Here is a 15,080-nt window from a genome sequence, read left to right on the forward strand (position 1 = left end):
GTTGCTGCCTTAGGTTTTATAGGGTTAAACATTGAATACTGGTGCGAGCCGCCGCCTGCGGGTCCAGCCTGGCGACGTTCGCCAGCAGAGGAAGCAGACCTTTTGCATCGCGGTAATAGTCAAACTGCCCGGGTAAAAGAACGCGTCTGCTGCTGTCGTCCAGCTCGCGGTACTTCAGCCAGCGGTGAATATCGAACTGGCTGGCGCGGGAGAGCCATCCCCCGGAACCCACCACTTTGCGCACGGTGGTCAGATCGCGCCCCATCTGCAAATCGACGTTGCCTACGCAGGTACAGACCTGTTTTTTGGTGCCGGCATGGCGCTCGCTGGCGTACCCCACGCACAGCCCGGCCAGCAGCGTGTCGAAATGCTTTTCTTCTTCGGTAGCAGGGAGGTAGTCCGGATGCGCGACCAGATGGCGCAGATAGCCATAGAACGCTTCCCTGCGCTGAGGCTGGTGGGCGAACACCGCGTTCACCAGTTCCTGCGTACTTTCGCCAACCACCACCGCCGAGACGCGCATGCCGAGGTCGCCCTCTACGGTGCGTTTCACAAACGGCTCAGGCACGCCGTGCAGGACGGTATCCGGGGAGAGCATGTTAGCGCTGGCGGAATAGACGTCGGTGGTGGCTCCGCCCATGTCGATCAGCATGAATTCTTTCCACGCGCTGTCGATGTCGCTTATCGCTTTCACCAGCTCGTAGACGGTCCACGGCGTAGGCATCGGCTCTTCGCCGGTTTCCCCGACGATAACGTCCAGGCCTTTCCCCTTCACGATGCGGGAGAGAAAGACATCGCAGATAGCCTTGCGGGCGGCATACGGATTCGGGTGATCGAGGTCAGGCAAAACGTTGTCGACCACGATCAGATCTTTGTGGCCAAGAATGGCCTGCACGTCGTCCTGAATATCGCGATTTCCGGCGTAAATAATGGCGCAGTCCAGCGTTGACGCTGCCAGCGTGCGGGCATTGGCCAGTCCGTAGCTCTCTTCGCCGCCGTCCGTACCGCCCGTGAACAGCAGAATGTCCGGCGGGGAGTCCTCCAGCGCCTGGATATCGTGACGGTTCAGTTTGTACGAGTAGTACTGGGCGATTTTGGCACCCGCTGAATGGGCGGTGACTTTGGCTGATTCCAGGGTTATTGACGGCACCAGACCCATTGCGGCAACGGCGAGCCCGCCTTTTGCCGACGACGAGTATTTCAGCGTAACGTCCCCGCTGTTCAGCAACGGTCGCGCATCGGCAACGTTTAGCACCTGGTTCAGGCTGGTAAAGAAACCCTCCGCCAGATGGTGGGTCGTCGTCGGGGTCAGAACGTGGTTGACCAACGTTAACGCATCACCCTCCGGCGTGAAGAGTGCGGCTTTGGTCCACGTCGAACCAATGTCGACTGAGACGATTTGCATCAGAAGCCCTCTTCAAGACAGAGCTCTTCAACGCGCTGACGCTGCTGTATATCGTTCGCCATCAGCTGACAGACGTCCTCCAGGTCGTGGCTCGGAGCGAACACGCGGTTGAAACCCATCTCTTTGAATTTGGCTTCGACATCGGCGAAATCGTGCTTACCCACGACCAGGTTACCGCCAACAAAAAGCAGAATGTCGCCGATACCGCGTTCGATGCAGCGCTCGCGCAGCCCCAGGCAGTCGATGTCGCCATGGCCGTAGATGGATGAAACGACAATAGCATCAGCACCCGTTTCGATGGCCGCATCAATATATTCATCCTGGCTCACCATCACACCAAGATTGATGACGTGAAAATCATGGGAAGTAAAAACACGATCCAGAACTTTATTGCCTACCGCATGGCAGTCAGCACCAATGACGCCAATAACAAGTGTTGATTTCTTCATGGGTAATCCTCTGTAGGGCTGATAGTGAAAATAAAATGGGTATTAAAAACGGTTAATGTACATTGGGTCTGTTAATGGTGTTGGAGTGTGTTTTGAAGACGAAAGGGATGCAATTGATCTATTTTCAAAAAATCCTTCCAAAAATGATGATGGTAATGATGTTGCATTGAAAAATGATTTATATCAGTTACTTGTGCGCGCTTTATTTTAGGGTTGATATTTATCTGTAAACGTCGCTGACAAAACCATTTTAATATTTGTGATCGCGCGCCTGTTTTATTGCTGAAGGCGATTTATATGTTTTTTTAAGCATGATGTCCAAAGCAATAATGTCGTAATGGCAGAGGGAAGGCGGTATTCACTGTTTTATTGATATTGGTCATAAACGCCATTCGTAAAATTAAGAAAGAGTGATAAATACATCAAATTTTTGACGTGTGGAGGGGATGTATAATTCAGCACTAATTTTAATTACCCGCTTTCTTGCGTCTTTAAATATTTAATCTGAGGATATAACGATGAGTAAAGGGAAGGTTTGGCTTGTAGGGGCAGGGCCTGGCGATGCGTCTTTGATTACGGTAAAAGGTTTGCACTGTATCCGCCATGCGGAGGTGATTGTTCACGATCGCCTGGTAAACCCTGAACTTCTGGCTCAGGCTCCGGCAGGCTGTCTGATTATTGATGTCGGTAAAACCCCAAGCCATCATCCGGTGCCTCAGGAACAAATCAATGCCCTGCTGGTCAAGCATGCCGGGGAAGGGCGCCAGGTGGTGCGCCTGAAAGGCGGGGACCCCTACGTTTTTGGCCGCGGGGGCGAAGAGGCCGAGCAGCTGGCGAAAGCCGGCCTGACGTTCGAAATTGTGCCGGGGATCAGTTCCGCGATTGGCGGACTGGCCTATGCCGGGATCCCGGTCACGCACCGTCATTACGCCTCCAGCTTTCATATTGTGACCGGTCATATGTGCCAGGGGAACGATCCGCAAAACTGGCATGCCCTGGCGCAAATCAACGGAACGCTGATCGTTCTGATGGGAATGACGCGGCTGACGGAAATCTGCCAGCAGCTCATCGAGGGAGGCATGTCCGCTGAAACGCCGGTGGCGGTGGTGATGTATGCCAGCCAGTCTCGTCAGCAGATCGCCAAAGGTACGCTGACCGATATCCATCTCGAGGTTGAACGTCAAAAACTGCATGCCCCGGCGCTTATCGTCATTGGTGAGGTGGTCAGCCTGCAGGAGATACTGGCGTTTACCGCATCACATATCGCGCTGAATCAGGTTGTGGTCTGATGTTATCCTGACATTTTCGAAATGGACGAGTGAAACGAATGAGTGAGCATGGTGGTAACGTTCTGGAAACGGGGCTGCAGTTGGGGATCGATCCCGAGCTGCTGGTGGACTTTAGCGCGAACATCAATCCGTTAGGGCTGCCCGAGCGCGTCAGGTCGCTCATTGTGTCCCATCTGGATATCATCATGCAGTACCCGGACGTTGAATACCGCCATCTTCATCAGGCGCTGGCCAGCGCCAGCCGGTGCGACTATGACCAGACGATTGCCGGGAATGGCGAAACGGAGCTGATCTATGGCCTGGTGCGAACGCTTGCCCCTCGCCGGGCGATGCTGCTGGTACCGGGCTTCGCCGAATATCGCCGGGCATTACAGCAGCAGGGTTGCGAGATAATTGACCATGCGCTGAGTGAGCAGAACGGGTTCCAGGTGGATGTTTCCATACTGGACGCCGTTCGCGCGCACAGTCCCGATTGCCTGTTCATCGCGACGCCAAACAACCCTACCGGACTCATGCCTGATGCCGGTCTTCTCGACCGGCTGGCCTCGCTGTGCGAATCGCTGCAGATTGCGCTGATTGTGGATGAGGCGTTCATCGATTTTCTGCCGCAGGGCTCCACGCTGGCGCCGCGGCTGGCGGAGTCACGCTATCTTTACCTGCTGCGATCCCTGACCAAGTTTTTTGCTATTCCCGGGCTGCGCCTTGGGTATCTGCTGAGCGGCAATACGCAAACCATTCACCAGCTGAAACGCACCCGTGAGCCCTGGTCCGTGAATGCCTTCTCGGCGCTTGTGGGGCAACATTTGCTGTCGGATGAGGACTATATTGCTCGCAGCCACGCCTTTATCGCCCGGGAGCGGGATTTCCTGTGGCAGGCGATGGCGCGCTTTTCATCGCTGGCGGTCTGGAAGCCGCAGGCCAACTTTATTTTCTTCCGCTGTCTGCGTCCGGGTTTCGACCTGAAGGCGGCGCTACTCGGCCATCACATTCTTATCCGCCACTGCGAAAACTATCCAGGGCTCGATCGCGACTACTACCGGATTGCCGTGCGTACCGAGGCGGAGAACCGCCGGTTTATTGCCGCGCTGACTCACGTTTTACAAGGCTAAGGCGATGGACTATTTCCCGATTTTTTGCAACCTGAAGGGGAAACGCTGCCTGATCGTCGGTGGCGGGCAGGTGGCGACGCATAAGGCGAAGGGGCTGCTGGCGGCCGGGGCGATGCTGCATCTGGTTGCGCCCACCCTGACGCCGGAACTCGCCAGCCTGCACGCGAGCGGTGACATCGAGTGGTTTCCGGCGACGTTTTCGCCGCAGTATCTGCAGTCGTGCTGGCTGGTCATTGCCGCGACCAGCGATCCGCAGGTGAACCGTCAGGTCGCCGCAGCCGCCAGCGCGGAGCGTATCTTTTGCAATGTCACGGACGATCCTTCGACTGCCACCTTTATCTCACCGGCCATTATCGACCATTCGCCGGTCATTATTGCGCTGAGCTGCGGGGGCAACGCGCCGGTGTACAGCAAGATCCTCAAAGCGCATGTCGCCGCCCACCTTCCTCCGGGCATGCGGGAAAGCGTGCGGCTGGCGGGGACGCTGCGTGAACGGATTAATCGCGCATGCGGTGACCGGGAGCGCAAGCGTGCATTTTGGGGCGCGTTCTTCCGGCATGCTCCGCTGCAGCAGGCTTTAGCGCAGGAGCACGAGCAAGAGGTCAGACAGCAGGTCGAGTGGCTCATTCAGCACAGGCTGCTGTCAGAGTAGCGTCACGCCGCCTTTTACCATCCGCAGCAGGTGTTGTTCAGGCCAGTGGCGGGTGAGCTGTTTTTTTACCAGCAGCCATTTCACATAATCGACATCGTCTTTATTTCTGTCCAGCATCAGACCCACGACGCTGCCGCTGTGCGCCACGTTTACCCCGTAAATACCGCACTCCTCCACCAGTGAGAGCAGTGCGTCAAAATCCGGTTTAGGCAACAGCGTCTGGCTGGCGATGGCGCTGAGGGTGGCCGCTTCGCCCATCCGATAAGGGTTTTGCGTTATGCAGGACTCCTGGACTTTTTCCCACGCGCGTTCCAGCGCTGGCGCACCGGCCAGTAGCCCCGCCTGACGCGGGATGCGGTGGTAATCTGCCGTACGCAGCGTTTGCGGACTTTCCAGAACGAGCAGGTCGAGAGCGGGCTGGGCGTGGCAGGCGATCTGCGTGGAAGCGTCGTTATGATCGAAAAGGGTCAACTGGCGAAACACGGTGCTGTCGGTGGGTTCGAGCGAAACGCAAAGCGTTGCCAGCGTGCTTTCGTCGAGCTGACGCCCCAGATGGTGGGCGGTGGCGACGGCGGTGGCGGCGATATCCGCGGTGCTGCTGGCCATCCCTTTGGCAACCGGGATGGTCGAGTGCACGTCAATGCGGATATCCTGGCTTAGCTGCGCTGGATAATGCCAGTGCTGCAACAATCGCTCGACCATCGCGCGCGACAGCGGGCGTTCATCCGCCAGGGGTGAGCCGTGGCTCACCTCAACGGTGCTGTACCATTCGACAGGGCAGGAGACCAGCTTCTCACTGCCCAAAATCCAGCCCTGGATAAGCTCACCGCACGACGCGGGGCATTGCGCAACAGCCACGTTTCCACCTTACTGGTCAGAAATTTCTGGAGCATAGTGTCATGAGGATATTCCTCTTACCTTGATATACCGCAAATTCCGACCTGGATAGTCTCCATATTATTTTGCGATCCTGCTGAACGCGTAATGCATCAATGAAATCACACTGACTTACGTTGAACAGCAATATTATGTTTTTACCGGGCTTTAATATCCTGATGAATTTTGATCACAATAAAATGAAAAAATATCAAGTAGTGCAATAACTTGTCATAGAACAATAAATATTGAGATTTTAAGCGTGATTATCTTTGCTTTTTATTTTTTGTGATAAAACGTTGAGTTATTGAGAAAGGTGTCAATTATTCTGGCGCCACGTTTTACTCAGCATGGTTTTCATTTGTGGTTAAGTATTTGCCTAAGGTGAATTGAAGCGCCGCAAATAGCATTGCTGTTTTGAGAACGAACTCTTTCTCATAATGTAAGCCGACAGGTTTTGCCACATTTGTGGCAGGGAAGGGGGTGACAATCCCCCGCAGCCCCCGCTGCTGTGATGCTGACGACCCCGTAATGACCACTGATCGCGAGATTGGGAAGGACGGGCGAGGAGGACGCTAAGCCAGAAGACCTGCCTGTCGGGAACGTTCAACAACTTCGGTGGGAAGTGGGTTGTACTGATGCATCATACAGTCGAAAGACTGGGACGACGTGTATCTATACCTCCCAACCACCCTGGACAGGATCGGGGTCATGGCGGCAAAGCAGTACGCGTTTGTTCTGGCAGGTACCGGAAGCGGTTGTGGTAAAACCACGGTGACGCTTGGCCTGTTGAGTCTGTTAAAACAGCGTGGATTACGCGTCCAGCCGTATAAAGTGGGCCCTGACTATCTTGATACCGGCTGGCATACCAAAGTCAGCGGCACCTCCTCCCGCAACCTCGACAGCTTCATGCTTCCTGAGCCAATACTCAATGCGCTGTTTTGCGAGCATATGCAGCAGGCGGATATCGCGGTCATTGAAGGCGTGATGGGGCTGTATGACGGCTACGGCACCGATCCGAACTATTGCAGCACCGCCGCGATGGCAAAACAGCTGGGCTGTCCGGTGGTTCTGCTGGTGGACGGCAAGGCGGTATCTACGTCGATTGCCGCGACCGTAATGGGCTTTCAGCGGTTCGATCCTACCCTCAATATTGCCGGGGTGATTGTCAATCGCGTCAACAGCGAATCACATTATCAGCTGCTCAAAACGGCCATTGAGCACTACTGCACGCTACCCGTCCTGGGCTATGTGCCGCACGTTGAGGGCGTCGGTTTGCCCGAGCGCCATCTTGGGTTGGTCACCGCCCGGGAGTCGGCCGCGGACCCGCAGACCTGGCAAAATTTTGCCGCCATTCTCGAACGTACGCTGGATATCGAACAACTTCTCGCGCTCAGCCAGATGGCGTCGCTACCGCAGGGCGCCTGGCCCGCGCGCCCTGACGGGGACGCCGGGCGCGGGTTAACGCTCGCGATGGCCGATGACGAGGCCTTCAACTTCTATTACCCGGATAACATCACGCTGCTTGAACGTTCCGGGGTCGACATTATCCGCTTTAGCCCGCTGCGCGATAGCCGCTTACCTGACTGCCAGATGGTCTGGCTCGGGGGCGGTTACCCGGAGCTGCATGCGGCACGGCTTGCGGAAAACACCGCGATGCTCGCCAGCCTGCGGGAGGCGCATCGGCGCGGGGTGGCGATCTACGCCGAATGCGGTGGGTTGATGTACCTCGGCAGCACGCTGGAAGATAGCGAGGGGGTCACCCACCGGATGGCCAATATTATCCCCGGCCACAGCAGGATGGGTAAACGGCTGACCCGTTTTGGCTATTGTGAGGCGCAGGCGCGCCAGCCCACGCTGCTGGCCGATAGCGGGGAGGTGCTGCGTGGGCATGAGTTTCACTATTCCGACTTCTCCCCCCAAACCCCTGCGGTACTGGCGTGCCGCAAAGTGCGTGATGGCGTGACGATGCAGGAATGGGCGGGTGGCTGGCAGGTTGGCAACACGTTCGCAAGCTACCTGCACCTCCACTTCGCCCAACGCCCCACGATGCTCAGCCGCTGGCTGACGGCGGCGAGGGGGGCGCTATGACCCTGATGGCATGGTGCGTCGCGTGGTTGCTCGATGTCATCATCGGCGACCCGCAACGCTGGCCGCATCCGGTGCGCTGGATAGGCAACCTGATCAATGCGGTGCAGCGGGGTGTTCGCCGCTGCTGCCATAGCGACGCGGCGTTACGCATTGGCGGCGGCGTCATGTGGCTGGCCGTCGTGGGGCTGACCTGGGGCATAGCCTGGGGCGTGCTGGCGCTCGGACGATGGGTGCATCCCTGGCTGGGCTGGGCGATTGAGGTGTGGATGATATTTACCGTGCTGGCCGGGCGCAGTCTGGCAAACGCCGCGCGGGACGTTGAACGCCCGCTGCGGGCAGGCGACCTTGATGAAAGCCGCGAAAAGCTCTCCTGGATAGTGGGGCGCGATACCTCTCAACTTCAGCCGGAACAGATCAACCGGGCGGTGGTGGAGACCGTCGCGGAGAACACGGTTGACGGCGTTATCGCCCCGCTGTTCTTCCTCCTGCTGGGCGGTGCGCCGCTGGCGATGGCCTATAAGGCGGTGAATACCCTCGATTCAATGGTGGGCTACAAGCATGAAAAATACCGCGCGATCGGCATGGTCAGCGCCCGTATGGATGACGCGGCGAATGCTATCCCCGCGCGCCTGAGCTGGCTCTTGCTGAGCGTTGCGGCGTGGCTATGCCGCGAGGATCCCTCCCGCGCGCTGCGCGTCGGCTGGCGCGACCGCTATAACCACAGCAGCCCCAACTGCGCGTGGGCTGAAGCGACGGTTGCCGGTGCGCTGGGCATCCGGCTTGGCGGACCCAACACCTATTTTGGCCAGCGCGTGGAAAAGCCGTGGATCGGCGACGCGCTGCGCCCGATTGCGGTAGACGACATTTCCCGAACGATTCGACTGATGTGGGTTTCCTCCACCCTGGCGCTGGCGCTGTTTATCGCAGCACGCTGGCTGATGGCTGGCGCGGCCTGAGGACAAAAGACAATGCAATACATCCAGCAACCCCAGGCGATTGAAGCCAAAAGTTTCGACATCATTGGCGAAATCATTCGCGAAACGCGGCCGGAGTACCGGTTCGTCAGCCCGCTGCATGAGGCGATCGTCAAGCGGGTGATCCATACCACCGCAGATTTCGACTGGCTGGATATTCTCTGGTTTTCAGATGACGCGCTGGAGCAGCTTTGCGCGGCGCTCCGTCGCCCGTCCGTTATCTATACCGATACCACGATGGCGCTCTCCGGGATCAACAAAACGCTGCTGGCCACGTTCGGGGGCGAATGCCGCTGCTATATCAGCGACCCGCGGGTGGTGGCACAGGCAAAGGCCCAGGGAATCACCCGCTCGATGGCGGCCGTGGATATCGCCGTGACGGAAGAGAGCGAGAAGATCTTTGTCTTTGGCAATGCGCCCACGGCGCTGTTTCGCCTGCTTGAGCATGATGTTGCCGTCAGCGGCGTGGTGGGCGTCCCGGTGGGGTTTGTGGGGGCGGCGGAATCGAAAGAGGCGCTGACGCACAGCCATTTGCCCGCGATTGCGGCACTCGGGCGCAAAGGCGGCAGCAATGTGGCGGCGGCGATTGTAAACGCCATGCTCTATTACCTGCAGGGGGCGCGATGAGCGATTCCACCTTCGATGCCCCGGTATGGCATAACGGGAAGGCATTACGTAAAGGCTACACCACCGGCTCCTGCGCGACCGCGGCAGCGAAAGTCGCCGCACTGATGGTGCTGCGCCAGCACCTGATTCATCAGGTCTCCATTGTGACACCCTCCGGCGTCACGCTGTGTCTGAACGTGGAATCGCCGCACATTGAAGGGCAGCAGGCGATTGCGGCCATCCGCAAAGACGGCGGTGATGACGTCGACGCCACCCACGGCATGCTGATTTTCGCCCGCGTGACGCTCAACGACAGCGGCGAGATTACGCTGGCGGGCGGCGAGGGCGTGGGGACCGTGACGCGCAAAGGCATCGGCCTGCCCATCGGCAGCGCGGCGATCAACCGCACGCCGCGTCACACCATTGAGTCCGCCGTGCGCGAGGCGATTGGCCCGACGCGCGGGGCCAACGTGGAAATCTTCGCCCCTGAAGGCGAAGAGCGGGCGCAGAAAACCTACAACTCACGCCTCGGGATCCTGGGCGGTATTTCGATCATCGGCACCACCGGCATTGTCACGCCGATGTCAGAGGAGAGCTGGAAACGCTCGCTTTCTCTGGAGCTGGAGATTAAACGCGCGGCCGGGCTGGAGCGGGTCGTGCTGGTGCCGGGCAATCATGGCGAGCGCTTTGTGCGCGAGCAGATGGGCATTGATCAAGATGTCGTGGTCACCATGAGCAACTTTGTCGGCTACATGATCGAAGAGGCGGTGCGGCTGGGGTTTCGCCAGATAGTGCTGGTCGGCCATCCCGGCAAGCTCATCAAAATTGCCGCCGGGATATTCCACACCCACAGCCATATCGCCGATGCGCGCATGGAAACGCTGGTGGCGCATCTGGCGCTGCTCGGTGCGCCGCTGGAATTACTCACCGTCGTCAGCGAGTGCGATACCACCGAAGCGGCGATGGAACACATCGAAACCTGGGGTTTTCAGGCGCTTTACAGCCATCTCGCCGAACGGATCTGCCTGCGCGTAATGCAGATGCTGCGCTTTACCAAAAATCCGCCGACCTGTGACGCCATTCTGTTTTCCTTTGATAACCAGGTGCTGGGCAGCAACCGCCCGGTCGAGGCGATTGCCCGGGCGCTGCAATGTTAACGGTCGTGGGAATGGGGCCTGCGGGATTGCGCCTGATGACGCCCGCCGCGCGTGAAGCTATCGATCGCGCCGATGCGCTGGTCGGCGGAAAACGCCATCTGCTGCAGTTCCCGGCGTTTTGCGGCGAGACGTTTGTCCTGGGGGCCAACATTCCGGCGCTGCTGGCCTGGGTTGAGGCGCGTCAGGAGAAAAAGGTGGTGATTGTGGCCTCCGGCGATCCGCTCTTTTACGGCATCGGATCGCGGATGGTGGCGCATTTCGGTATGGCGCGCGTGCGCATTATTCCCGGTATCAGCGCGGTGCAGTACCTGTGCGCGCAGGCGGGCATTGATATGAATGAGATGTGGCTCACCAGCAGCCATGGCCGCAGCGTGAACGTCGACGAGCTGGCACGGCATCGCAAAGTGGCGATGGTCACCGATAGCCAGTGCGGGCCGAAAGAGATTGCCGCGCAGCTGGTGGCGCGCGGGAAGGGCCATCGCTGGATGGTGATTGGTGAAAACCTGGCGATGGAAAATGAACGGATCCACTGGCTGCCCGTCAGTGAGGTCAGTGCCGACTATGAGATGAATGCTGTGGTGATCCTCGATGAAAGATGAACTGTTTCTGCGCGGCGAAACGGTGCCGATGACCAAAGAGGCGGTACGCGCGCTGGCCCTCGCGAAGCTCGAGCTGCATCGCGCCAGCCACCTGATTGACGTCGGTGCGGGAACCGGGAGCGTGTCGATAGAGGCGGCGCTGCTGTTTCCCTCGCTGCACGTGACGGCCATAGAGCGTAACCCTGCAGCTCTGCAGCTGCTTGCGGAAAATCGCCAGCATTTTGCCTGTCGCAATATCGCGATTTTGCCGGGCGTTGCGCCCTTACCCGTGGCGGATAAGGCCGATGCGGTCTTTATGGGCGGCAGCGGCGGCCATCTGACCTCGCTTATCGACTGGTCCCTGCGCCAGCTACATCCGGGTGGACGTCTGGTGATGACGTTTATCCTGCAGGAAAACCTCACTACCGCACTGGCCCATCTGCAGCAGATCGGCGTCCAGAACATTGATTGCCTGCAAATGCAGGTCTCCGCGCTGACCCCGCTCGGCAGCGGTCACTATTTCAAACCGAATAATCCCGTTTTTGTTATCGCCTGTCAGAAGGAAGAACACCATGTCTGAGACGTTTGATTCCCGTTGCGTGTGGTTTGTCGGTGCCGGTCCCGGTGACCGTGAGCTTATCACGCTCAAGGGCTACCGGCTGCTGCAGCAGGCGCAGGTGGTTATCTATGCCGGTTCGCTGATCAATACCGAGCTGCTGGCGTATTGCCCGCAGGGAGCCGAATGCCACGACAGCGCGGAACTCCATTTAGAACAGATAATCGACCTGATGGCGGCGGGCGTGAAGGCCGGAAAAACGGTGGTACGTTTACAGACCGGCGATGTCTCGCTCTACGGCTCCGTTCGTGAGCAGGGCGAAGAGCTGACCAAACGGGGCATTGCCTGGCAGGTGGTGCCCGGCGTCAGCGCTTTCCTCGGCGCCGCGGCGGAGCTTGGGGTGGAATACACCGTGCCTGAAGTCTCGCAGAGCCTGATTATTACCCGCCTCGAAGGCCGCACGCCGGTGCCGGAACGTGAACAGCTGGAGTCATTTGCCAGCCATCAGACCTCCATGGCGATTTATCTCTCGGTCCAGCGTATTCACCGGGTGGCGGAACGCCTGATTGAAGGCGGTTATCCGGCCACCACGCCCGTTGCCGTCATTTATAAAGCGACCTGGCCGGAAAGCCACACCGTCCGCGGCACGCTGGCGGATATCGCCGACAAAGTACGCGAGGCGGGGATCCGCAAAACGGCGCTCATTCTGGTCGGGAAGTTCCTGGGCGAGGAGTATCACTACTCAAAACTCTATGCCGCGGATTTTAGCCATGAATACCGTAAAGCCTGAGCCCATCGCGCTGTTTTGCCTGACGCCGGGCGGCGTGCGGCTGGCGAAGCGTCTGGCGGCAATGCTGCCGGTCACCTGCTTTACCAGCGAGGGCCTGCGGGAAGAGGGCTTTATCTCCTTCGACGGCGGCTTTGCCCCGGCGGTGCGCGAGGCGTTCACGCGCTATCCGGCGCTGATTTTTATCGGCGCCACCGGCATTGCGGTGCGCGTTCTGGCGCCACTCATCCACGACAAGCTGAGCGACCCGGCGGTGGTGGTGATCGACGAGCGTGGGCAGCACGTGATTAGCCTGCTTTCCGGCCATGCTGGCGGGGCGAATGCGCTGACCCGCTATCTGGCGGAAATGCTGGGGGCGGACCCGGTGATTACCACCGCCACGGACGTCAACGAGATGGCCGCGCTGGATACCCTTGCCTTCCAGCTGAATGCCCGAATGCGCGATTTCCGAACGACGGTGAAAATCGTCAACCAGATGCTGGTGAGCCATCAGCGGGTAGGGCTGTGGTGGGATGCGGAACTCGACGACGACGTCAGCCGGTGCGATCGGCGCGGGTTTATCACCGTGAGCGACCTGCAGCACCTCCCGGAACTGGATGCGCTGGTGTGCATTACGCTGCGCAACGCGCTGCCGGAACTGCCGTTACCGCACTGGACGCTGGTTCCCCAGCGGGTCGTGGCGGGCATCGGCTGTCGACGCGACACGCCGTATCCGCTGCTGGCGACCCTGTTGATGCGCCAGCTTGCGGCGCAGCAGTTCGATCCGCTGGCGCTGAAAGCGATTGGCAGCGTCTCCCTTAAAAAAGACGAAGCGGGCCTGCTTCAGCTTGCCGCCTGCTGGGGTGTGCCGTTTGAAACCTTTACCGCTGATGCGCTGCGTGAGCACGAACACCGCTTTCCGACTTCACCGTTTGTACGCCAGACGGTTGGGGTGGGGAGCGTCTCGGGACCGGCAGCGTGGCTGCTGAGCCATGGGCAACTACGAGGAGAAACCCTGCGCGAACAGGGCGTCACTATCACTTTGGGAGTTTCACACTGATGTTAACCGTAATTGGAATCGGCCCGGGCTCGCAGGCCATGATGACCATGGAAGCCGTAGACGCGCTGCAGGCGGCAGAAATCATCGTTGGCTACAAAACCTATACCCATCTGGTGAAGGCCTTCACCGGCGACAAACAGGTGATCAAAACCGGGATGTGCAAAGAGATTGAACGCTGTCAGGCGGCGATCGAGCTGGCGCAGGCCGGGCATAACGTCGCGCTTATCAGCAGCGGCGACGCCGGTATTTATGGCATGGCGGGGCTGGTGCTGGAACTGGTCAGCAAACAGAAGCTGGACGTTGAGGTTCGCCTGATCCCCGGGATGACGGCCAGTATTGCCGCCGCGTCTCTGCTTGGCGCGCCGCTGATGCACGATTTTTGCCACATCAGCTTAAGCGATCTGCTGACGCCGTGGCCGGTCATTGAAAAACGCATTGTTGCTGCGGGAGAAGCGGACTTCGTCATCTGCTTCTATAACCCGCGCAGCCGGGGTCGCGAGGGCCATCTGGCACGGGCGTTTGAGCTGCTGTCCGCCAGCAAAAGCCCGCAAACGCCGGTAGGGGTAGTGAAGTCTGCCGGGCGCAAAAAGCAGGAGAAGTGGCTGACCACGCTGGGCGACATGGACTTTGAGCCGGTCGATATGACAAGCCTGGTGATCGTCGGAAATAAGGCCACTTACGTTCAGGAGGGGCTGATGATCACACCCCGGGGCTATGTGCTGTGAACTATGGCGACGTGCTGGTCATGGGCGGCACCAGCGATGCCCGCGCGATCTGCCAGCAGCTGGATGCGGCCGGCGTGGCCTACACCCTGTCGGTGGCGACGGCCACCGGGCAGCGGCTGGCGGGCGACATTAATGGCCGGGTGCGCTGTGGCCGCCTGGAGCCGCAGCAGATGGTTGACTGGCTTGCGCAAAACAGGACCCGCTGGGTGATTGACGCATCGCATCCCTACGCTGAGGTGGTCAGCCGCAACATCCTGGCGGCCTGTGAAACGGTGGGCGTGTTGCTTAGCCGCTATCAGCGCCCCGAACAGCTCAGCGAGCTGACGCATCCGCTGCTCTACAGCGTGCCGGGCATAGAAGAGGCCTGCGACATCGCGCGGCGGCTGGGCGAACGCGTGCTGTTGACCACCGGCAGTAAAGATCTGGCGCGCTGGCGCGCCGGGCTGCCAGAGAAAACGCTGCTGGCCCGGGTGCTGCCGGTGCCCGAGGTCCTTGAGCAATGCGCCGGGCTTGGCTTTGGCGTTACCGAGATCTTCGCGATGTGCGGGCCATTCAGCGCTGAGTTTAACGCGGCGTTTTATCGCCAGTGCCGGGCTGACGTGATGATCACCAAAGCGTCCGGTGCGGAAGGCGGCTATCGGGAAAAGGTTCAACCCTGTCTGGATGCGGGCATCCCCTGCATCGTGATTACACGCCCGGCGCCGCTGGTGACGGGAGACGAGTTACTGGAAAGTCAGGCCGCATTCGCCGGGCGCTTAGCCCGCTGGCTGGCCGCTGCTTAAGGAGT

Annotated in this window: 16 protein-coding genes and 1 riboswitch; of the genes, 13 read left to right on the top strand and 3 right to left on the bottom strand. The window is 59.2% G+C overall.

Going from position 1 to position 15,080, the window contains the following annotated elements; translation table 11 throughout:
• Window positions 1–16: 16 nt before the first annotated feature.
• A complete protein-coding gene (gene glmL, locus AC0TOY_RS23615) occupies window positions 17–1,405 on the bottom strand; it encodes a methylaspartate mutase accessory protein GlmL (RefSeq protein ID WP_157188878.1) in 1,389 nt (462 codons plus the stop codon).
• Window positions 1,405–1,854 (bottom strand): methylaspartate mutase subunit S, encoded by a 450-nt coding sequence (gene glmS / locus AC0TOY_RS23620; RefSeq protein WP_024907732.1) that lies wholly within the window; start codon window positions 1,852–1,854, stop codon window positions 1,405–1,407. Before glmS ends, glmL begins: the two co-directional genes overlap by 1 nt.
• A 518-nt stretch (window positions 1,855–2,372) precedes the next feature.
• On the opposite strand from glmS, the gene cobA reads away from it, so the two are divergent.
• From cobA to AC0TOY_RS23635, 3 genes are read left to right on the top strand one after another with little or no spacing between them, the layout of a single operon-like run.
• Window positions 2,373–3,143, top strand: a complete 771-nt coding sequence (gene cobA, locus AC0TOY_RS23625) for a uroporphyrinogen-III C-methyltransferase (RefSeq protein ID WP_048989926.1) — start codon at window positions 2,373–2,375, stop codon at window positions 3,141–3,143.
• A 38-nt stretch (window positions 3,144–3,181) separates the two neighbouring features.
• Window positions 3,182–4,252: a threonine-phosphate decarboxylase CobD gene (gene cobD / locus AC0TOY_RS23630; RefSeq protein ID WP_473722663.1), complete on the top strand. Its 1,071-nt coding sequence runs from the start codon at window positions 3,182–3,184 to the stop codon at window positions 4,250–4,252.
• 4 nt (window positions 4,253–4,256) lie between these two features.
• Window positions 4,257–4,904: a precorrin-2 dehydrogenase/sirohydrochlorin ferrochelatase family protein gene (locus tag AC0TOY_RS23635; RefSeq protein ID WP_473722664.1), complete on the top strand. Its 648-nt coding sequence runs from the start codon at window positions 4,257–4,259 to the stop codon at window positions 4,902–4,904.
• On the opposite strand, the gene AC0TOY_RS23640 is transcribed toward AC0TOY_RS23635, so the two are convergent.
• A complete protein-coding gene (locus AC0TOY_RS23640; RefSeq protein WP_473722665.1) occupies window positions 4,896–5,762 on the bottom strand; it encodes an L-threonine kinase in 867 nt (288 codons plus the stop codon). The genes AC0TOY_RS23635 and AC0TOY_RS23640 overlap by 9 nt on opposite strands.
• Before the next feature lie 453 nt (window positions 5,763–6,215).
• Window positions 6,216–6,391: riboswitch (cobalamin riboswitch) on the top strand.
• A 100-nt stretch (window positions 6,392–6,491) separates the two neighbouring features.
• On the opposite strand from AC0TOY_RS23640, the gene AC0TOY_RS23645 reads away from it, so the two are divergent.
• Genes AC0TOY_RS23645 through AC0TOY_RS23690 form a run of 10 tightly spaced genes read left to right on the top strand, consistent with a single transcriptional unit; the run spans window position 6,492 to window position 15,075 of the window.
• Window positions 6,492–7,871, top strand: coding sequence for a cobyrinate a,c-diamide synthase (locus AC0TOY_RS23645; protein WP_157188882.1), 1,380 nt, complete (start codon window positions 6,492–6,494; stop codon window positions 7,869–7,871).
• Window positions 7,868–8,827, top strand: a complete 960-nt coding sequence (gene cbiB / locus AC0TOY_RS23650) for an adenosylcobinamide-phosphate synthase CbiB (RefSeq protein WP_473722666.1) — start codon at window positions 7,868–7,870, stop codon at window positions 8,825–8,827. Before AC0TOY_RS23645 ends, cbiB begins: the two co-directional genes overlap by 4 nt.
• Window positions 8,828–8,839: 12 nt before the next feature.
• Entirely contained in the window at window positions 8,840–9,472 is a 633-nt protein-coding gene (locus tag AC0TOY_RS23655; RefSeq protein ID WP_420278019.1) for a cobalt-precorrin-8 methylmutase, read from the top strand.
• The gene (cbiD, locus tag AC0TOY_RS23660) at window positions 9,469–10,608 is read left to right on the top strand and encodes a cobalt-precorrin-5B (C(1))-methyltransferase CbiD (RefSeq protein ID WP_248163818.1); all 1,140 of its coding nucleotides are present in this window, start codon (window positions 9,469–9,471) and stop codon (window positions 10,606–10,608) included. The genes AC0TOY_RS23655 and cbiD overlap by 4 nt, the downstream gene beginning before the upstream one ends.
• Window positions 10,602–11,207: a cobalt-precorrin-7 (C(5))-methyltransferase gene (locus tag AC0TOY_RS23665; RefSeq protein ID WP_090417456.1), complete on the top strand. Its 606-nt coding sequence runs from the start codon at window positions 10,602–10,604 to the stop codon at window positions 11,205–11,207. The genes cbiD and AC0TOY_RS23665 overlap by 7 nt, the downstream gene beginning before the upstream one ends.
• Window positions 11,197–11,766 carry a decarboxylating cobalt-precorrin-6B (C(15))-methyltransferase gene (locus AC0TOY_RS23670; protein WP_267216746.1) on the top strand — a complete coding sequence of 190 codons (570 nt, stop codon included), beginning with the start codon at window positions 11,197–11,199 and terminating at the stop codon, window positions 11,764–11,766. Before AC0TOY_RS23665 ends, AC0TOY_RS23670 begins: the two co-directional genes overlap by 11 nt.
• Window positions 11,759–12,532, top strand: coding sequence for a cobalt-precorrin-4 methyltransferase (locus tag AC0TOY_RS23675; protein ID WP_024907721.1), 774 nt, complete (start codon window positions 11,759–11,761; stop codon window positions 12,530–12,532). Before AC0TOY_RS23670 ends, AC0TOY_RS23675 begins: the two co-directional genes overlap by 8 nt.
• Entirely contained in the window at window positions 12,513–13,568 is a 1,056-nt protein-coding gene (cbiG, locus tag AC0TOY_RS23680) for a cobalt-precorrin 5A hydrolase (RefSeq protein WP_463726884.1), read from the top strand. The genes AC0TOY_RS23675 and cbiG overlap by 20 nt, the downstream gene beginning before the upstream one ends.
• Window positions 13,568–14,293, top strand: a complete 726-nt coding sequence (locus AC0TOY_RS23685; RefSeq protein ID WP_024908221.1) for a precorrin-3B C(17)-methyltransferase — start codon at window positions 13,568–13,570, stop codon at window positions 14,291–14,293. Before cbiG ends, AC0TOY_RS23685 begins: the two co-directional genes overlap by 1 nt.
• Entirely contained in the window at window positions 14,290–15,075 is a 786-nt protein-coding gene (locus tag AC0TOY_RS23690) for a cobalt-precorrin-6A reductase (RefSeq protein ID WP_048989906.1), read from the top strand. The genes AC0TOY_RS23685 and AC0TOY_RS23690 overlap by 4 nt, the downstream gene beginning before the upstream one ends.
• Window positions 15,076–15,080: the final 5 nt, after the last annotated feature.

It is taken from the genome of Enterobacter sp. PL_is379, assembly GCF_055817355.1.